Here is an 18,127-nt window from a genome sequence, read left to right on the forward strand (position 1 = left end):
TCAGATCTTTCTCAGGTGATAGGATTTGGGACGCGTCAGGGCGTGATAGGCGAGTTTCGACAGCCCTGCCCCCTTGCCGGTATCCTTGCATCCAGTCCAGCACAAGGCGGGGTCGAGGTAATCGCAGCGGTTCATGAAGACGGTGCCGGTCTCGATCCGTTCGCCGATGCGCTCGGCGGCGGCGGCGTCGCGTGTCCAGACCGAGGCGGTCAGTCCGAAGCGGCTGTCGTTCATCAGGCGGATCGCGGTGTCGTCGTCGGGCACGGACATGATGCCGACCACGGGGCCGAAGGTTTCGTCCCGCATCACCCGCATGTCGTGGGTCACATTGGTCAGCACCTGCGGCGTGACATAGGTGTTGTCGCCGTCATCGGCCTGCATCCGGTCGATATGGGCGGTGGCCCCGTCGTCCAGCGCCTCGGAGACCTGCGCGCGGACTTCGCGGGCAAAGCGGATGTTGGCCATGGGGCCAAGGGTGGTTTCGGGGTCGAGCGGATTGCCGAGTTTCTGCGCCTTGACCCAGGCGACGGCCTTTTCGACGAAGGCGTCAAACAGTGGTTCGGCCACGTAGATCCGCTCGATCCCGCAGCAGCATTGGCCCGCGTTGAACATCGCGCCGTCCATCAGCCCGTCGACGGCGGCATCGACGTCCGCGTCGGCGCGCACATAGCCGGGATCCTTACCGCCCAGTTCGGTGGCGACCGGCGTGAAGGTCCCAGCGGCGGCGCGTTCCATCGCCAGCCCGCCCCCGACGGATCCGGTGAAGTTCACGAAATCAACGTGGCGGCCCGCGATCAGGGCGTCGGTCGTGTCATGGTCGATGACCACGTTCTGGAACACGTCCCGGGGCACGCCCGCCGCGTGCAGCGCCTCGGCCAGATGCTCGCCCACCTGCAAGGTCTGGCTGGCATGTTTGAGGATGACAGAGTTGCCCGCGATCAGCGCGGGCGCGACCGTATTGATCGCTGTCATGTACGGATAGTTCCAAGGCGCCACGACCAGGACGACACCCCATGGCACGCGCTTGATGACGCGGCGGGCGGTGTCGCTGTCTTCAATGATGTCCTCGGCCAGACCTTCGGCGGCCACATCCGCCATGTAAGACAAGCGCTCGCTGAAGCCGCCATATTCGCCGCCATAACGCACCGGGCGACCCATCTGGTGCGCCAGCTCCCGTGCCATGCGGTCGGTGTCGGCCCCAATGATCTCATTGGCCTTGCGCAGGGCGGCGACACGCTCTGACAGGGGCTTTGCTGCCCAGTCCGCCTGTGCCGCCCGGGCCTTGTCGGTCGCAGCGACCGCCGCGTCGAGGGGCAGCACATCCCGCGTGATATAAATCGATCCGTCGATCGGCGAGATCAGCTCAACCGTCTTGCTCATGTTCAGGCCCTTTCAAATCCGCGCGCGATTTCCCAGTCGGTCACGACGGCGTCGAACGTTTCCTGCTCGACCTCGGCGGTGCGTGTGTAGTGATCGACCACGTCGTCGCCCATGACCCGGCGCAGCATGTCGGAGCCGCGCAGAAGGTCGGTCGCCGCGCGCAGGGTGTGGGGCAGCATCGGCACGTCGTCCATCTTGTAGACATCGCCGGTGACGGGGGCCGACAGTTCCAGCCCCTCTTCGATGCCGCAAAGCCCGGCGGCCAGTTGCGCGGCACAGGCAAGGTAGGGGTTGATGTCCGAGCCGGGCGTGCGGCATTCGATGCGCACGCCCTTGGTGCCATCGCCCACCAGCCGGTAACAGGCGGTGCGGTTGTCGATGCTCCATGCGATCTTGGTGGGGGCGAAAGTGCCCGGCATCAGGCGCTTGTAGCTGTTGATGTAGGGCGCCAGGAAATAGGTCATGTCGGGCGAATACTTCAGCAGGCCCGCGACATAGCTCTTCAGCGTGCCAGACATGGTCAGCTTTGCATCCGCATCATAAAACGCGGGCGTATCGCCCTTGAACAGCGACTGGTGGATATGCGCGGCAGAGCCGACCTTGTCGGCGTGCCACTTGGGCAGGAAGCTGGCGGCGTGGCCATGCTGGTTCGCGATCTCCTTCACCGCCTGTTTGGCGATGGTGTGGTGATCGGCGCACAGCATCGCGTCGGCATAGCGGATGTTCAGCTCCTCCTGCCCCGTCTCAGCCTCGCCCTTGGTGTTCTCGACCGGCACGCCCGCGGCATAGAGCAGGTTGCGGATCGGGCGCATGACATGCTCTTCTTTGGAGGTCTGAAGGATGTTGTAATCCTCGTTATAGCCGCTGAAGGGCGTCAGGCCGCGAAAGCCTTCCTTGCGGATCTCGTCGAAGGATTTCTCGAACAGGAAGAACTCCAGCTCGGTCGCCATCATCGGGGTGAACCCCATCGCCTCGGCTCGTTCGATCTGGGCCTTGAGGATCTGGCGCGGGCTGTGTGGCACCGGCTTGTGGGTGTGATGGTCAAGGATGTCGCAGAGCACCATCGCCGTGCCTTCGAGCCACGGCACAAGGCGCAGCGTGCCAAGGTCGGGCTTCATCACGTAATCGCCATAGCCCTTTTCCCAGGACGTCGCGGCATAGCCGTCGGGCGTCGCCATCTCGAGGTCCGTGGCCAACAGGTAGTTGCAGCAATGGGTTTCCACGTGCGCGCTTTCAAGGAAGTTCGACACGTGGAACCGCTTGCCCGCAAGCCGGCCCTGCATGTCCACGAGACAGACAAGCACCGTGTCGATCTCGCCTTTGGAGGCAAGCTTTTTCAGGTCGGTGAAGGTGAGGTTGGCGGTCATGGTCTGTCTCCGTGAAATGAACGGAGCGCCTTGGCAAAAGGCGCTCCGCGTCGTCGTGTAGGCTTATTCGAAGTTGTAGGGCACGCCGGCCTGGTTGATGACCGAGTTGTACTCGCGGAAGATGCCGACGATCTTTTCGTGCACCTCGCCTTCCTGCGCGACCTCGTCCCAGAATTCCTTGGCGGCGTTCTCGACCTCGGCCCATTCAGACGCGGGCACCGAGCGCAGCTCCAGCTTGTCGCCATTGGCCCGCAGCGCGGCCTCGCCGCCCCAGTACCACTGGTTGCGATAGGTGTGCCCGGCCTCGACCCCGGCCATGACGACCGATTTCAGGTGGTCGGGCAGTTCCGCCCAGCGTTCCTGGTTGGCGAACCACGATCCGATCCACGCGCCCGAGATGTTGTTGGTCAGGAAGTAATCGGTCACGTCGGCCCAGCCCACGGTGTAATCCTCGGTGATGCCCGACCAGGCCATGCCGTCAAGCTCGCCGGTCTGTACCGCCACCTCGGCATCCTCGTAGGGAATGTTCACCGGCACGACGCCGAACTTGGCAAGGAACCGGCCCGCCGTGGGGAAGGTATAGAGCTTCAGCCCGTCGAGGTCATCGACCGAGGTGATTTCCTTCTTGGTGTTGAAGTTGCAGGGGTCCTGCCCTGCCGCCGACAGCCATTGCACGCCGACCTTGCCGTATTCCTCGCGCCAGATATCGGCGAGGCCGTACTGGTTGAAGAGCACCGGCACGTCGAGGATGTGCTTGGTCGCGAACGGAAAATAGCCGCCGAACATGCGCAGCGGCGTCGGCGAGGCCATCGAGTCATCGTCCGAGTGGACACCGTCTATCGTGCCGCGCTGAAGCGCCTGGAAAAGCTCGCCGGTGGGGACGATCTGGTCGGCGTAAAAGAGCTCGATCTCCAACTCGCCGTTGGAGTTGGCGTTGATGTAGTCGATGGCCGGTTTCGTGACCTGCTCGCCAAGCGCGCTGCCGGCATAGGTCTGGAAGCGCCACTTGATCGCGGACTGCGCCTTGACGATCGCGGGGGTGGCCAGCGTCGCCGGAACGGCCGCACCGGCCGCTTTCAGGAAATTGCGTCTTGTCGTCATCTTAATACCCTCTCTGTTAGGTTCAGTTGCTCGACGCCTTGTGACCAAGGTCTCTTGTTTAATTTCCATAGACATACCCCGGCAGCCACAGCGCGATTTCCGGGAAGATCATGATCGTCGCCAGCGCCACCACCATGACCAGCACGAAGGGCAGGATCGAGGTGTAGATGTCCTTCAGCGTGATCTCGGGCGGCGCCATGGCGCGCATCAGGAACAGGTTATAGCCGAAGGGCGGCGTCATGTAGGCGATTTGCGTGGTGATCGTGTAGAGCACACCGTACCAGATCAGGTCGAAACCGAGCGCGCCCACCAGCGGCACGTAGAGCGGTGCCACGATCACCAGCATCGCGGTGTCGTCCAGGAACGTGCCCATCACGATGAACGATAGCTGCATCAGGATCAGGATCATCCACGGGCTGAGGCCCAGCTGTTCGGTGAAGAGGCTCTCGATCGCCTTGACCGCGCCCAAGCCGTCGAAGACCGAGCCGAAGGCCAGCGCGGCCAAGATGATCCACATGAACATGCAGGAGATGCCAAGCGTCTTGCGCACCGAGGTCTCGAATACCTGCCGCGTCATGCGGCCCTTGACGACGGCGGCCAGGAACGCGGCGATGGCGCCGATGGCCGAAGATTCCACCAGGGAGGTCCAGCCATTCACGAAGGGCACCATCATGGTGAAGAAAATGAAAAGCGGCAGAAGGCCCGCGCCCAGCAGGCGGATTTTCTCGCCCATCGGGATGTCCCGCTCTTCTTTCGGCAGGATCGGGCCAAGCGTAGGGTTCAGGCGGCAGCGGATCACGATGTAAAGGACGAACATCCCCGCCATCATCAGCCCCGGCAGGACGCCGGCAAGCCAGAGCTGACCCACAGGCTGGCGGGCGATCATGGCGTAGAGCACCAGCACGACGGAGGGTGGGACGAGTATGCCCAATGAGGACCCGGCCTGTATCACCCCGGTCACCATCCGCTTGTCGTAGCCTCGTTTCAAGAGTTCCGGCAAGGCGATGGTCGCGCCGATCGCCATGCCCGCCACCGACAGCCCGTTCATGGCCGAGATCAGCACCATCAGCCCGATCGTGCCCACGGCCAAACCACCGGACAGCCCGCCCATCCAGACGTGGAACATGCGGTAGAGGTCGTCGGCGATGCGGCTTTCGGACAGGACATAGCCCATGAAGATGAACATCGGCAGCGTCAGCAGCGGATACCATTTCATCAGCTTGATCGCGGCGGCAAAGCCCAGATCGTATCCGCCGCGGTCGCCCCACAGGAAAAACGCCGCAACGACGGCCACGAACCCGATGGCGCCAAAGACCCGCTGCCCGGTCAGCAGCATCAGCATCATGGATGCGAACATCAGCGCGGCGATGGCTTCGTAGGGCATCAGGTGCGGGTCCCCTCGGGCCGGGCGTCAGAGCTGTCCTCGTCCTTGGCGCCCATGTCGTGCCCTTTCAGCCGCAGGATATCCTTGAAGAATTCGCTGATGGCCTGAAGCAGCATCAGGCAGATGCCCACGACCATGATCAGCTTGATCGGCCAGAGGTAGGGCCGCCAGACGCTGTTGCTGCGCTCACCGCCATACTGGAAGGAATACATCAGGCTGTCCCAGCCGCCCCCCAGCAGGAAGGCGAGATACACGATCAGGAAGAGCACGGTGATGGCATCGACCTGCGCCTTGCGCCGGTCGCTCCATTCGCCATAGAGCAGGTCCATGCGCACGTTCGAGCCCATCTGGATCGAGTACGGACCACCGAGAATGTAATAGGCGACCATCGCGAACTGCGCCATTTCCAGCGTCCAGAGCGAGGGGTTGATATCGAGCCCGATATCGCTGCCCAGCTTGGTGAAGGACGACCACAGCAGGATCGCCATCATCACGAAGATCCCGTACATGACGATCCGCCCGATCCAGCGGTTCATGCGGTCGACGACCGCGACGTATGTCAGCATTGCCCCGGTCATGCGGTCGCGGCCTTCGGGGCCAGCGCGCTGTTCAGCAGATTCGTCAGATAAGCGGCGATGCGGGCCACGTCAGACCCCTCGCCCAGCAGGTCGTTGCGGACCTCGATCATGACGTTCGTCAACCCGCGCGCGGTGGCATGGCGGGCCAGCGTGTGGGTGACCCCGTCGCTGGCTGAATAAGGTTCGTTCAGATGTGTGACGAACGTGTCGTCGGCGGCACTCAGCATCGCCTCGGCTAGCGACGCATCGGCATCGTGCAGAAGACCCAGTTGCGTACGGCGCGGCGTGCCGTGCCAGACCGGCGCGAAACTGTGGATCGTGACCAGCACCGGGCGTGTCTCGAAGCCGTCGAGCACGTCCGATAGCGTGGCATGAAACGGCTCGTAGACCTGTGTGGTGCGGGCGGTTTTCTCGGCCTCGCTCAGATCGCGATTGCCCGGCACAGGAATTTCGCCGCTCTGCCACGGCATCGCATCCCGCGCCTCGGGCGGGCGGTTCAGGTCGTAGACCAGGCGCGAGACCGTTGCGATGACCAAAGGCGCATCGAGCCGCGACGACAGCTCACGCGCCAGCGCCTCTGCGCCAATGTCCCACACCGCGTGGGACTGCCGATGCTCGGGCGCCAGTCCCAGCGTGCCGAGCGAGGCCGGAATGACGGCGCTGGCATGTTCGCACACCAGGCACAAAGACGCCTCTCCGTCCGGGTTGATCACCTCGGCCACAGGCCCATGGTCGGGGGCCAGAATCTGGTATGCTGTCGATCCGCTCACACCGGCCATTAGTGGCGGCGCCCGGAAAACTGTCAAGAAATTTCCGTAGACGAAATTACGACACCGGAGTAGCTTGTAACAATTGCTTCAAACTTTTGGCAGCTGCTTTCAAAGAGGGCATTCGTGGCACGCACCGTCATCGTCAAGGACACGCTCAAGGATAAGGCCGGTGCGCTGACCCCGGCCGAGCGGCTTTTGTCCGACACGTTGTTGCGCGATTATCCGATGGCCGGGTTGCAATCCATCACCAAGCTGGCCGAGGCCTCGGGCGTATCGACACCGACAGTCATCCGGCTGGCGCGGAAACTGGGCTTTGACGGCTTTCCCGAGATGCAGGCCGCGCTGCGCGAAGAAGCCTCGGCCCAGATCAAGAAGCCGATCCTGAAGCGCGAGGGATGGCCGCAGGGGCGCAACGATTCCCCCGCCTTCCGCAATTTCGCCGAAGCGGTGTTCGACAACCTGAACCAGACGATCGAGCGGCTGGATCCGGCCACGTTCGACGCGCTGGCCAGGGTGCTCGCCGACACGCGGCGCAGCATCTTCCTGCTGGGCGGGCGCATCACGCGCTCGAACGCGGATTACTTTTTCAATCACCTTCAGATCGTACGGCCCGGCGTGACGCTGTTGTCCCCCTCGCCCAACGTGTGGCCGCAATACCTGATCGACATGGGGCCGCGATCCGTTCTGGTGATTTTTGACATTCGCCGCTACGAGGCGGACCTGGCCACGCTCGCAAGCCTCGCCAAGGAGCGCGGCGTGGTCATCGTGCTCTTTACCGACCAGTGGGGCTCGCCGATCTCACAAACCGCCGATCACGTCATCAACGCGCTGGTCGAGGTGCCGTCAAGCTGGGACTCGACCCTCGGTATCAACCTGATCGTCGAGGCGCTGATCGCCGCGATCCAGACCCGGCGTCAGGACAAGGCCCGCGACCGGATCGAGGAACTGGAGGACATGTTCCGCTCCACGCGGATTTTCCGGAAATAGAGGCCTGCACGCTGTCTCGCACCCTCACGCATGAGACGCCGCCGTCACCTCAGGCAAGGCATCGGCCCGGATGACGTCGGCGGCGGCGGCAAGATCGTCCAGCAACTCCGCCCGCGCTGTCGCTGCGGCGGGGCCATCGAGTCGCAGGATATAACTGGGGTGCCATGTCACCAGCACCGCGCCGCCGTCATGGGCGGTTTCGATCTGCCCACGGCGCGCCTTCAATGGCGTGTCGTTGCCGGTCAGTGCATAGGCCGCCGAACCGCCAAGGGCGACGGTCAGGGTCGGTTTCACGAAACGGCGTTCGAGATCGAGCCACCAGCGGCAATGGTCGATCTCGTGGCGATCGGGGTTCTGGTGCATCCGGTGCTTGCCTGTGGGGCGGAATTTGAAATGCTTGACCGCGTTGGTCATCCAGCTGTCGCCGACGCGGGCCTCGTCCATCAGCGTCGTCAGCAACTGGCCCGCTGGCCCCACGAAGGGTTTGCCGGCCAGATCCTCGGCATCGCCGGGTTGTTCGCCGACGATCATCAGGTCGGCCTGCGCGTTCCCCCTGCCCCAAACGGTCTGCGTGGCGGCCTCGCACAGCCCGCAGCGCTTGCAGTGCATGGCGGCGGTGCGGGCCTCCTGCATGCTCTGCGGGGGATCGGCGACCTTCGGCTGTGGCAGGCGCCTGAGGATGCGTTCGGCATGGGCGGAGGGTTCGGTCGGCATAGCGGCGCGCATCCTTTCCACGCGCGCCTCGGCATCGGCGAGCATGCCGGGGATGAGGTCGGTTTCCGGCAGGTTCTTCCAGTATTTCAGCGGCATTTCCGAGCGCATGGCCTGAAGATGCAGGCGCGCGGGGTTGAAGATGTTGGCGAAATAGGTGCCCCAAAGCGCCTCGGACGCGTCTTCCGGCAGATCCGGGCGGTCCGCCGGGGGATGGAAGGTGTGGGTGCCGTCCTCGAACCGGGCGACGCCCTGCGGCGTGGCGATCATCCAGTCCATGTCGGCAAAACGTTTCGCGAAAAACGGCGTGCCGGTTTCCAGGATGAAGTGATCGGGCTCGAACCAGGCGCCGAATCTGCGGCGCGGGCCTTCGGACGGCAGTTCGCGAAAGCGGACGAAGGCGTGCATCTTGTGGATGTCGCGACGCACGGCCTTTTGCAACACCGAGAGCTTGCGGGCGATCGGATCGGCGGGGTTGGCCAGAGCGCGGCGGTCGGTCTGGTGGCGGTGAAGCGCCTGATAGAGCAGCGTCGGCGCCTCTGTGCCGGAATGGCAAAGGGCGGTCCTGGCAAGCGACAGAAATTCTTTCGTCGTGGTCACGGCGTGGGGGCCATCCGCCTCGGGCAGCGGATCGGCGGGGAAGAGGCTGCTGTCCTCTCCCCTGCCCCATTCCACCCGGTCTGGCGGCACGGCATGGGTCAGAAGGCGTCGGGCGGCGTCGCGCCACGCCTCGAAAAAGCCGAGCGTCGGGAGCGTAACGCGGTACATCAGAACAGGCTCAACTGTTCCGGCGCAGGCGCGAAGCGTGCCCGCAGGTCGGCGCTGTCGGTCAGGCCGCCAGGCGTCCAGTCTGGCGTGGTGACAAAGGATTTGGCCATGCCCATCCGCGCGCCGATCCGCAAAAGGTCGGCATAGCGCAGCGCGCCGGAGCGGCGGGCGGTCAGGATGCGGTTGACGGTCTTGGTCCCAAACCCCGGCACGCGCAAGAGTACGTCGCGCCCAGCGCGGTTGACGTCCACCGGGAATTGCCCGCGATGCGCCAGCGCCCAGGCGAGTTTCGGGTCGATATCTAGATCGAGATTGCCCGACGGCGCCACATCGGTGATCTCGTCCACGTCGAAGCCGTAGAAGCGCAAGAGCCAGTCAGCCTGGTAGAGGCGATGCTCGCGGACCAAGGGCGGCTTGATCAGCGGCAGCATGGCGGAACTGTCTGGGATGGGCGAGAAGGCCGAGTAATAGACACGGCGCAGCTTGTAGCCGGTGTAGAGGCGCGAGGACGTGGTCAGGATCGCCTTGTCGTTGGAGCCGTCCGCGCCGACGATCATCTGGGTGGACTGGCCCGCCGGCGCGAATTTCGGCGCGCGCTTGCCGGTGTGGGAGCGTTCCTTGCTGGCCTGCTGTTTCAGCCGGACGGAGGCCATGGCGGCTCGGATCGTCTCGGGGCGTTTCTGCGGGGCCAGCGTGCGGGTGCTGTTATCCTTGGGCAGTTCGATATTGACCGACAAGCGGTCGGCATAGCGCCCGGCCTCGTCGATCAGCTCCTGGCTGGCCTCGGGGATGGTCTTGAGATGGATATAGCCTTTGAAGCCGTGATCCTCGCGCAGCATCCGGGCGATGCGGGTGATGTCGGCCATGGTGTCGTCGGGACTTTTGATGATGCCTGAACTCAGAAACAGCCCCTCAATATAGTTGCGGCGGTAGAATTCCAGCGTGAGGGTCACGACCTCTTCGGGCGTGAAGCGGGCACGTTCCACGCCGCTGCTGACACGGTTGATGCAATAGGCGCAGTCATAGATGCAGAAATTCGTCATCAGGATCTTGAGCAGGCTGATGCAGCGCCCGTCGGGCGTGTACGCGTGACAGATGCCACTGCCCCCCGCGCTGCCGATGCCGCCATTACGGCTGTCGCGGCGGGTGGTGCCCGACGACGCGCAGGAAGCGTCGTACTTGGCGGCGTCGGCGAGGATGGCGAGCTTGTCGGAGAGGGATTTGCGCATGTGAACAAAAATAGAACACTCTTGCCGGAATGCAAGAATGGTTCACCACGCCGGCCTGGACAATTCCGCGCAGCCCGGCCTGTGGCGCGGCATCCGCGCGCAGGTGTTGGAACATGCGGCGAGCGGCGTGGGTTGGTCGGACAAGTTCAATCCACTTAGCGAGAGAGGCCAGTATGTCCAAGATCGAAACCATCAATCCCGCAACCGCAGAGAAGATCGCCGACTATGAGACCATGAGCGAAGCCGAGGCGATCGAGGCTGTGGAGGCCTGCCATGCCGCGTTCCTCGACTGGCGCGAAAAGAGCCATGAAGACCGCGGTGCTGTGCTGAAAGCGATTGCGAAGGAGCTGCGCGAAAATACCGGCGAGCTGTCGCAGCTGATGACCCGGGAGATGGGCAAGCTGCTGAAAGACGGCCAGGACGAAATCGAGCTGTGCGCGCAGATTTTCGAGTACACCGCCGAGCACGGGCCGGGCCAGTTGAAGGACGAGACCCGCGATCTGGGAGACGGCAACAAGGGGCTGGTGTCGTATCAGCCGATCGGCGTGGTCTATTCGATCCAGCCGTGGAATTTCCCGATGTATCAGCCGGTCCGCGTTCTGGCCGCTGCGCTGATGGCGGGCAATGGCTGCGTGCTGAAACACGCCGAGATCTGCACCGGAAGTGCTCTGCGCCTGCGGGAAATCTGTATCAAGGCGGGTCTGCCCAAGGACATCTTCCGGGTTCTGCTGATCGACCACGACACGTCGGACAAGGTCATCGAACATGACAAGGTGCGCGGCGTGACCATGACCGGCTCGGACGCCGCCGGCAGCCATATCGGCTCGGTTGCCAGCAAAGCGCTGAAGAAGACGGTGCTGGAGCTTGGGTCGAACGACGCCTTTCTGGTTTTGGAAGACGCGGATGTGGAACAGGCGGTCAAGCTGTCGGTCCAGGGTCGGCTTTACAACAATGGCCAGACCTGCGTGAACGCCAAGCGCTTCATCGTGACCGACAAGGTCTATGACCAGTTCGTCGACGCCTACGTGGAGGCGATGGACAAGATCAAGGTCGGCGCGCCCGACGACGACGACACCGAGCTTGGCCCGCTGAGCAGCCAGGAGCAGCTTGAGACCGTCATGGAGCAGGTGGAAGAGAGTGTGAAGAAAGGCGCCAGGATCCTCGCCGGTGGCAAGAAGCTGGACCGGGACGGCGCCTATTACCCTGCGACCGTGCTGGGAGACGTCACGCCCGGGATGCCGGCCTATGACGACGAGATCTTTGGCCCCGTGGCGTCGGTGATCCGCGCCAAGGACGACGAGGACGCGATGCGCATCGCCAATGACAGCCGGTATGGCCTGGGCGGCGGCATCTTCTCGAAGGACACCGAACGCGCGACCGAGATGGCGAAGAAGTATTTCGACACCGGCATGGTGCGGATCAACAGTTTCGGCGCGGCACACCCGAACATGCCGTTCGGCGGCGTCAAGGACTCGGGCTATGGCCGCGAGCATGGCGGCTTTGGCGTGCGCGAGTTCGTCAACATCAAGGGCATCTGGCTGGATTGATCCGGCCTGCCACCCCACCGAAACGGAAATGTGAGAGTAACGATGACCATACGCAAGACACTGACCACCACCTCGGGTAGCCCCTACACCACCAACGAGACCTCGCGCACCACCGGTGCGCGGGGTCCGGTGATGCTGGAAGATCACCAGCTGATCGAAAAGCTGGCGCACCAGAACCGGGAACGCATCCCCGAGCGCGTTGTGCACGCCAAGGGCTGGGGCCTGCAAGGAACCTTCACCGTGACTAAGGACATCACCCAGTATTCCTGCGCCAAGCTGTTTTCCGAGGTCGGGAAAGAGACCGAGGTGCTGTCGCGCTGGTCCACCGTGGCTGGCGAAAGCGGTGCTGCGGATGCCGAGCGGGACGTGCGGGGCTTTTCGCTAAAGTTCTACACCGAGGATGGCAACTGGGACATGGTGGGTAACAACACCCCCATTTTCTTTATCCGCGACGGGTACAAGTTTCCCGACTTCATCCGCACCCAGAAGCGCCACCCCAAGACCAACATGCGCTCGCCCGAGGCGATGTTCGACTTCTGGTCGGCGCAGCCCGAAAGCGTGCACCAGGTCACGATCCTGATGTCGGATCGTGGCATCCCGCGCAGCCCGGCGCATATGAACGGCTATGGCAGCCACACGTTCTCGATGTGGAACGACAAGGGCGAGCGGCACTGGGTGAAGTTCCACTTCCGCACTCATCAGGGCCACGAGACGCTATCGGATGCCAAGGCGGCCGAGATCATCGGGCACACGCGCGAAAGCTATCAGGAAGAGCTGTGGCACATGATTGAGGACGGCAACTTTCCCAAGTGGACGCTGTTCATCCAGGTCATGACCGAGGAACAGGCGCTGGAAACGGAGTTCAACCCGTTCGACCTGACCAAGGTCTGGCCGCATGACGACTTCCCGCTGATCGAGGTGGGCGAGTTGGAAATGCACACCTTCCCCGAGAACTATTTCCAGCTGGTCGAGAACGCCGCCTACAGCCCGAACAACGTGGTGCCCGGCATCGGGTTTTCGCCCGACAAGATGTTGCAGGCGCGGCTGTTTTCCTATGCCGACGCGCATCGCTACCGCCTTGGCACGCATTACGAGATGCTGCCGGCAAATGCACCCAAGGAAGCCGAGGTGCGGCATTACCACAAGGATGGCGCGATGCGGTTCTTCACCAACGATTTCGGCAATCCGAACGCCTATTACGAGCCGAACCAGTATGACGGCCCCGTGGCCGACGAAAGCGCCGAGGAGCCGCCCCTGTGGATCGATCCCGAGGCCGTGGTCGGCCGGTTCAAGCAGGAGGAAAGCGACGTCGACTACGTACAGCCCCGCGCGCTTTACGCCGAGGTGCTGAGCGACGAAGAGCGCGACCGCCTGCACAAGAACATGGCCGGCGGCATGGCGCCCGTGTCGGAGGACGTCAAAGAACGCTGGCTGGCCGTTCTGAAGAAGGTACATCCCGACTACGAGGCAGGCGTGCGCAGGGCGCTGGAAACCGGCAATCACGGTGAGCCATCGCTGCCAGTGACGGACGACACGCCGGTGGAAGCCGCCGAGTAGCCTTCGTCACGAAAACCGCGCAGCAATAAGAAAGGGCCACGTCCGGTCGGGACGTGGCCTTTTCATGTCGGCAATTCGATGGCTGGCCCGGCCAACCGTTGCTGATGGCCGGGTACGTCGTGGTCGCGTCAGTTCGACGTGGTGGTGCTGCTCGACCCGTCGAGGGCAATGACGAGCAGAACCCCGGCCCCGGCCGCAGCTGCCGCGGCTGCCGCCGGGCCTTGGCCCATGCCCATGCCGGCGCTGGCACAGCGCGCCTGCACGACGTCGCCGCCCGCGCCGAATTGCGCGCCGAGCAGGTCTGCGCCGCCACATGCGTTGACGCGGACGGCATATGCTTGGGCGGTTTCACCAGGTAGAAGCGGGGGACCGCTTTGTTGAGCCGCGGCTTGAAGCGGCAGGACCACGCTGAACGCGATAGCGCAAGTCGTTCCGAGAATACGTTTCATAATCACTCGCCTTGTTGTCTTTCCGTGTCCGCACGACGGCAGAATACCGAAGCACCTGGTTGGTAAGGCTAGAACCGTAAGAGACAAGTTCAATCAACTTTTTGGCGACTGGCAGTCATTCGCTGATTGGCCCTTGGTCCGCTTCGCCATCGGGTCACGGCGGCAAAGCGAACTTGTGCCCATACGCCCCTCCGCCGCCTGTGCGCCGAGCAAGATTGCCCGCGCAAGCCGCCCGGGAAAAGGCTCCGCGGCGCAACCGCCGCCCCCCAAATCCCGGGACACGAAAAGGCCCCGCCTGAATTCGCGGCACCGGGGCGGTTTTGCACGCCCGTCCTGCGCTATGCGGTCGCCATGCCGAAATTTGTGTTCTACTGTCGGGCCATGACCCTTGGCCCGCGCCTTCTTGTTTTCTCGGATCTCGACGGAACGCTTCTGGATCACGAAAGCTATTCCTGGCAGCCGGCAGCCGGGGTTCTGAGGCGGCTGGAGCTTGCGGGTTGCGGCGTGATCCTGGCCAGCAGCAAGACCGCGGCCGAGATCGCCCCCCTGCGCGACGCCATGGGTCTGCGCGACTGGCCTGCAATCGTGGAAAACGGCAGCGGCGTGCTGGAGCCGGGTGCGGATGGCACGGGCGACGACGCCTCATACCGGGAACTTCGCGCTGCAATCGCGCGTTTGCCGGCAGGATTTATTGGGTTTGGCGATATGACACCTCAGGACATCGCGGCGCATACCGGGCTGTCGGCCGAGGCTGCCGAACTGGCGCGGGCGCGGCAATTCAGCGAGCCGGGGCTATGGTCAGGCAACGACGCGGACCGAGAGACTTTCATCGACGAGGCGCGCCAGGCCGGCTTGGCGGCGCAACAGGGCGGGCGGTTTCTGACCCTGTCCCTCGGCGGCACCAAGGCCGATCGCATGGATGCGTTGATCGCCCGCTATCGCCCGGCCAGAACGGTGGCCCTGGGCGATGCGCCGAACGATGTGGAGATGCTGAACCGGGCCGATTTCGGCGTCGTGGTGGCCAACCCGGCCTCGCCCGGCATCCCGCCCCTGCCCGGCGAGGACACGGGCCGCATCCGGCGCACCCGTTTGCCCGGCCCCCAAGGCTGGGCCGAGGCGATGACCGCGCTTCTGGACGAGTTAACCACCACGAAAGACCCCTGACCACATGGCCGATTTTCATCAGAACGGAAATATCACGACGCTGCACAACCTGCGCACCCGCAGTCTGGACGACCTGACCTACGAGCTGACGGCGTTTGCCGAGACGCGGAAGATCTCGCTGATCCTGCCCAGCCTGTATTCCGAACTGGAAGGTCCCGCGCTGGACCACATCATCAACGAGTTGCGCGAGGTGCCCTATCTTCACCGGATCATCATAGGGCTCGACCAAGCCGACGAGGCGCAGTACCGCCACGCCATCGAGTTCTTCGGCCGCCTGCCGCAGCAGCACATGGTTCTGTGGAACGACAGCCCCCGGATGAAGGCGCTTGGCGCCCGGCTGGAGGACAAGGGCATCGCCCCCGAAGAGCCGGGCAAGGGCAAGAACGTCTGGACCTGCATGGGGTACCTGATCGCCTGTGCCGATACATCCGTCATGGCGCTGCACGATTGCGATATCCTGACCTATGACCGAGAATTACTGGCGCGGCTGATCTATCCCGCCGCCCATCCAGGCTTTCGCTACCAGATGGTCAAGGGATACTACCCGCGCGTCGACGGAACCAAGCTGAACGGGCGCGTGACGCGCCTGTTGGTCAGCCCTCTCCTGATCGCGCTGAAGAAGGTGATCGGGGATCGCGATTACCTCGATTACCTGCGCAGTTTCCGCTATCCCTTGTCGGGCGAATTTGCCATGCGCACGCCGATGCTGCCCGACCTGCGGGTGCCCTCGGACTGGGGGCTGGAGATCGGCGTCCTGTCCGAAGCCTGGCGCAACCTGGCGCCGCAATCGGTCTGTCAGGTCGAGATTTCGGATGCCTACGACCACAAGCACCAGGACCTGTCGCCCGAGGACGCCTCGAAAGGCCTGAGCCGGATGTCGACGGATATCTGCAAGGCCATCTTCCGCAAGCTGGCGTCGGACGGGACGGTGTTCACGCCCAACCTCTTCCGCACGCTCAAGGCCACCTACTACCGCATCGCGCTCGATCTGCTGGAAAGCTACTACGCCGACGCCAAGATGAACGGCCTGAACGTGGACCGCCACAAGGAAGAGAAATCGGTCGAGCTTTTCGCCGAGAACATCATCCGCGCCGGAACCGTTTTCCTGGAAAACCCACAGGCAACGCCCTTCATCCCGACATGGAGCCGCGTCCATGCCGCTGATCCGGAATTCCTGTCGGATCTCAAGGCGGCCGCAATTCAGGACACCGAGGAATTCAGCTGAGGGCGTCGCGCTCGGCCGCTCCGCGGCGATTGGAGATCCAGCGGCACTGGTAAGGCGCGAAGGAGACCGTTTCGGCGTCAAAGTCGATCACGTCGCCGGACAACAGGTCGCGCCAGGTGTCGTCCTCTATCATGTTGAGGTCGGCGGGGTCTACGGTCACCGTCTCGTCGCTGACATTGTGGATGGCAAAGATCGACTGGTAGCGATCGAGGCTTTGCCGCCAGACCCCAAAGAGCCGCGGATCGAGGCGCAGGGTGAACTGCGTGGCATTTGGATGAAACCCCGGCTGGCGGGCGCGGATGCGCAGGCGCTCCGAGAGGGCCTTCATCACCCGCGCCTGGTCCGAACCTTCGTCTTCCATCCGTTCCAGCAGGTCGGGGTAATGCCAGCGATGCCTGTTGATCGCGCGGTTCATGCCGCGACGGTCCACCGCCTCGTGATCACTGGGCGTGGCAAGGAAGGAATGGATATAGAAGGCCGGAATGCCCTCGAGCGACATCGGGATCGTCTGTGAGCAGATGAAGCGGTCGAAATGGTGGTCATCCTCGCCCTTGAAGGTCATGCGCATTGCGTCGAACAGCGAGCAGTTCAACTCATAGGCCTGTTCGGTGCCGTCGGGCATGGTGCGCATAGACACCAGCGCGCCGGCCGCTTGGGCGGTTTCGATCATTCGGTTCTTTTCTTCGGTCGGCAGCACGCCCTCTGCGGGGCGCATCCCGATGCCGTCATGGCTAGCGGTAAAGTTCAGATACGCACAGCCCAGCTGCGCGGGCGGCATGGTGGCCTGCCAGCGGTTGAGATACTTCGCCGACCCCGACTGCATGGCGTGCAGGATCAAAGGCGGCAGAGGAAAGTTGTAGACAGCATGCGCCTCATTTCGGTTGCCGAAATAGCTGAGGTTCTCGCTGCGCGGCACGTTGGTTTCGGTCAAGAGCACGACGGTTTCGAAAGTGTAATCCACCAGCAGTCGGATGAGTTGCACGATGGCGTGGGTTTGCGGCAGGTGGATGCAGGACGTGCCCGGCTCTTTCCAGATGAAGGCCACGGCATCCAGCCGCAGGGTGCGCACGCCCTTATCGATATGCATCCGGATGATGCGCAGCATCTCCAGCAGCACCTCTGGGTTGGAAAAATTCAGGTCGATCTGGTCGTGACTGAAGGTGCACCAGACATGGCGGTCGCCGGTCCGCGTCTCGATCTTCTGCAAAAGCGGCGTGGTGCGCGGACGCACGACCGCGCTCAGGTCCTGGTCCGGGTCAGCTTCGTAGAAGAACTTGTCATAGGGCGCGTTGCCCTGCCGGTACTGATTGAACCAGTTGCCCTGGCTGGAGACGTGATTGAGCACGAGGTCCGACACCAGGTGAAAGTTCGAGGCGATACGGCTGATATCGCTCCATTCGCCCAGGCGCGGATTGACCGCGCAGTAATCCGTCACCGCAAAGCCGTCATCCGAGCTGAACGGAAAGAACGGCAGGACATGAACGCCATCGACCACGCCGCCCATGTAGCGGGACAGGAAATCCTCCAGCAGGTCGAGCGGTTTGTGCGCGCCGTCAATGATTGTGTCGCCATAGGTGATCAGGAAGGCGTCCTTTTCCGACCAAAGCCGGTTGCTGGGCGTGCGGGCGCGTTTGCGGGGCACCGAGCCTTCGGGCCAGAACGCGGCGATGATGGCGCGCGCAAGATCCGGCGCGGACTCGTCGGGATAGATTCGGGACAGAAGCTCGCGCAGCCGCGCGTTCAGCAATTTGTGTTCCTGGTGCACGCCCGGATGTTCCCCTGACCTTGTCCCGCGGGCCCGGCGGTATCGGGCCGGGTCCGCCCCGTATTGAGCATATCAGGCGGCACGATGAAAGCGGCAGAGCACAGTTTGTTCAAGCTGGAAGCCCTGTTAGCCCGGATTTTGGGCA

The 18,127-nt window shown here is 63.4% G+C and carries 15 protein-coding genes; 5 read left to right on the forward strand and 10 right to left on the reverse strand.

Annotated elements, in window-relative coordinates; all coding sequences use genetic code 11:
• The 6 genes from ACQY4V_RS08810 to ACQY4V_RS08835 all read right to left on the reverse strand — a co-directional run bounded on the left by ACQY4V_RS08810 (position 1) and on the right by ACQY4V_RS08835 (position 6,616).
• Complete coding sequence (locus ACQY4V_RS08810; protein WP_428516634.1) at positions 1-1,380, reverse strand: aldehyde dehydrogenase family protein; 1,380 nt, start codon at positions 1,378-1,380, stop codon at positions 1-3.
• 2 nt (positions 1,381-1,382) lie between these two features.
• Entirely contained in the window at positions 1,383-2,747 is a 1,365-nt protein-coding gene (locus ACQY4V_RS08815) for a glutamine synthetase family protein (protein ID WP_428516636.1), read from the reverse strand.
• Between the two features lie 63 nt (positions 2,748-2,810).
• Positions 2,811-3,848: a TRAP transporter substrate-binding protein gene (locus ACQY4V_RS08820; RefSeq protein WP_428516638.1), complete on the reverse strand. Its 1,038-nt coding sequence runs from the start codon at positions 3,846-3,848 to the stop codon at positions 2,811-2,813.
• A 58-nt stretch (positions 3,849-3,906) separates the two neighbouring features.
• The gene (locus ACQY4V_RS08825; RefSeq protein ID WP_428516640.1) at positions 3,907-5,232 is read right to left on the reverse strand and encodes a TRAP transporter large permease; all 1,326 of its coding nucleotides are present in this window, start codon (positions 5,230-5,232) and stop codon (positions 3,907-3,909) included.
• Entirely contained in the window at positions 5,232-5,810 is a 579-nt protein-coding gene (locus ACQY4V_RS08830; RefSeq protein ID WP_428516642.1) for a TRAP transporter small permease subunit, read from the reverse strand. The genes ACQY4V_RS08825 and ACQY4V_RS08830 overlap by 1 nt, the downstream gene beginning before the upstream one ends.
• Complete coding sequence (locus tag ACQY4V_RS08835) at positions 5,807-6,616, reverse strand: N-formylglutamate amidohydrolase (RefSeq protein WP_428516644.1); 810 nt, start codon at positions 6,614-6,616, stop codon at positions 5,807-5,809. The genes ACQY4V_RS08830 and ACQY4V_RS08835 overlap by 4 nt, the downstream gene beginning before the upstream one ends.
• 87 nt (positions 6,617-6,703) lie before the next feature.
• Here ACQY4V_RS08835 and ACQY4V_RS08840 point away from each other — a divergent pair, with 87 nt between their 5' ends.
• Positions 6,704-7,567: a MurR/RpiR family transcriptional regulator gene (locus tag ACQY4V_RS08840; protein ID WP_428516646.1), complete on the forward strand. Its 864-nt coding sequence runs from the start codon at positions 6,704-6,706 to the stop codon at positions 7,565-7,567.
• 24 nt (positions 7,568-7,591) lie between these two features.
• Here the strand turns inward: ACQY4V_RS08840 and ACQY4V_RS08845 are convergent, their stop codons facing one another.
• On the reverse strand, positions 7,592-9,046 hold the full coding sequence (locus ACQY4V_RS08845) for a UdgX family uracil-DNA binding protein (protein WP_428516648.1): 1,455 nt from the start codon (positions 9,044-9,046) through the stop codon (positions 7,592-7,594).
• Positions 9,046-10,275, reverse strand: coding sequence for a putative DNA modification/repair radical SAM protein (locus ACQY4V_RS08850; protein WP_428516650.1), 1,230 nt, complete (start codon positions 10,273-10,275; stop codon positions 9,046-9,048). Before ACQY4V_RS08850 ends, ACQY4V_RS08845 begins: the two co-directional genes overlap by 1 nt.
• A 173-nt stretch (positions 10,276-10,448) precedes the next feature.
• Here ACQY4V_RS08850 and ACQY4V_RS08855 point away from each other — a divergent pair, with 173 nt between their 5' ends.
• The gene (locus ACQY4V_RS08855; RefSeq protein WP_428516651.1) at positions 10,449-11,822 is read left to right on the forward strand and encodes an NAD-dependent succinate-semialdehyde dehydrogenase; all 1,374 of its coding nucleotides are present in this window, start codon (positions 10,449-10,451) and stop codon (positions 11,820-11,822) included.
• 42 nt (positions 11,823-11,864) lie between these two features.
• Positions 11,865-13,379: a catalase gene (locus tag ACQY4V_RS08860; RefSeq protein WP_428516653.1), complete on the forward strand. Its 1,515-nt coding sequence runs from the start codon at positions 11,865-11,867 to the stop codon at positions 13,377-13,379.
• A 128-nt stretch (positions 13,380-13,507) separates the two neighbouring features.
• Here the strand turns inward: ACQY4V_RS08860 and ACQY4V_RS08865 are convergent, their stop codons facing one another.
• Positions 13,508-13,828, reverse strand: coding sequence for a hypothetical protein (locus ACQY4V_RS08865; protein WP_420556036.1), 321 nt, complete (start codon positions 13,826-13,828; stop codon positions 13,508-13,510).
• 351 nt (positions 13,829-14,179) lie between these two features.
• Between ACQY4V_RS08865 and ACQY4V_RS08870 the strand changes: the two genes are divergently transcribed.
• Complete coding sequence (locus ACQY4V_RS08870) at positions 14,180-14,992, forward strand: HAD-IIB family hydrolase (RefSeq protein WP_428516655.1); 813 nt, start codon at positions 14,180-14,182, stop codon at positions 14,990-14,992.
• A 4-nt stretch (positions 14,993-14,996) separates the two neighbouring features.
• The gene (locus ACQY4V_RS08875; RefSeq protein WP_222450436.1) at positions 14,997-16,217 is read left to right on the forward strand and encodes a glycosyl transferase; all 1,221 of its coding nucleotides are present in this window, start codon (positions 14,997-14,999) and stop codon (positions 16,215-16,217) included.
• On the opposite strand, the gene ACQY4V_RS08880 is transcribed toward ACQY4V_RS08875, so the two are convergent.
• On the reverse strand, positions 16,210-17,982 hold the full coding sequence (locus tag ACQY4V_RS08880; RefSeq protein WP_428516657.1) for a sugar phosphorylase: 1,773 nt from the start codon (positions 17,980-17,982) through the stop codon (positions 16,210-16,212). The two genes, ACQY4V_RS08875 and ACQY4V_RS08880, sit on opposite strands and share 8 nt — an antisense overlap.
• Positions 17,983-18,127: the final 145 nt, after the last annotated feature.

Source organism: Roseovarius sp., from assembly GCF_965277045.1.
GTDB lineage: Bacteria > Pseudomonadota > Alphaproteobacteria > Rhodobacterales > Rhodobacteraceae > Roseovarius.

What these genes read in the sequence shown, in the direction of transcription:
- ACQY4V_RS08825 (WP_428516640.1), bottom strand. Translation starts at nt 5,232, where the DNA reads ATGCCCTACGAAGCCATCGCCGCGCTGATGTTCGCATCCATGATGCTG.
- ACQY4V_RS08810 (WP_428516634.1), bottom strand. Translation starts at nt 1,380, where the DNA reads ATGAGCAAGACGGTTGAGCTGATCTCGCCGATCGACGGATCGATTTAT.
- ACQY4V_RS08845 (WP_428516648.1), bottom strand. Translation starts at nt 9,046, where the DNA reads ATGTACCGCGTTACGCTCCCGACGCTCGGCTTTTTCGAGGCGTGGCGC.
- ACQY4V_RS08870 (WP_428516655.1), top strand. Translation starts at nt 14,180, where the DNA reads ATGCCGAAATTTGTGTTCTACTGTCGGGCCATGACCCTTGGCCCGCGC.
- ACQY4V_RS08875 (WP_222450436.1), top strand. Translation starts at nt 14,997, where the DNA reads ATGGCCGATTTTCATCAGAACGGAAATATCACGACGCTGCACAACCTG.
- ACQY4V_RS08830 (WP_428516642.1), bottom strand. Translation starts at nt 5,810, where the DNA reads ATGACCGGGGCAATGCTGACATACGTCGCGGTCGTCGACCGCATGAAC.
- ACQY4V_RS08855 (WP_428516651.1), top strand. Translation starts at nt 10,449, where the DNA reads ATGTCCAAGATCGAAACCATCAATCCCGCAACCGCAGAGAAGATCGCC.
- ACQY4V_RS08860 (WP_428516653.1), top strand. Translation starts at nt 11,865, where the DNA reads ATGACCATACGCAAGACACTGACCACCACCTCGGGTAGCCCCTACACC.
- ACQY4V_RS08815 (WP_428516636.1), bottom strand. Translation starts at nt 2,747, where the DNA reads ATGACCGCCAACCTCACCTTCACCGACCTGAAAAAGCTTGCCTCCAAA.
- ACQY4V_RS08865 (WP_420556036.1), bottom strand. Translation starts at nt 13,828, where the DNA reads ATGAAACGTATTCTCGGAACGACTTGCGCTATCGCGTTCAGCGTGGTC.
- ACQY4V_RS08820 (WP_428516638.1), bottom strand. Translation starts at nt 3,848, where the DNA reads ATGACGACAAGACGCAATTTCCTGAAAGCGGCCGGTGCGGCCGTTCCG.
- ACQY4V_RS08850 (WP_428516650.1), bottom strand. Translation starts at nt 10,275, where the DNA reads ATGCGCAAATCCCTCTCCGACAAGCTCGCCATCCTCGCCGACGCCGCC.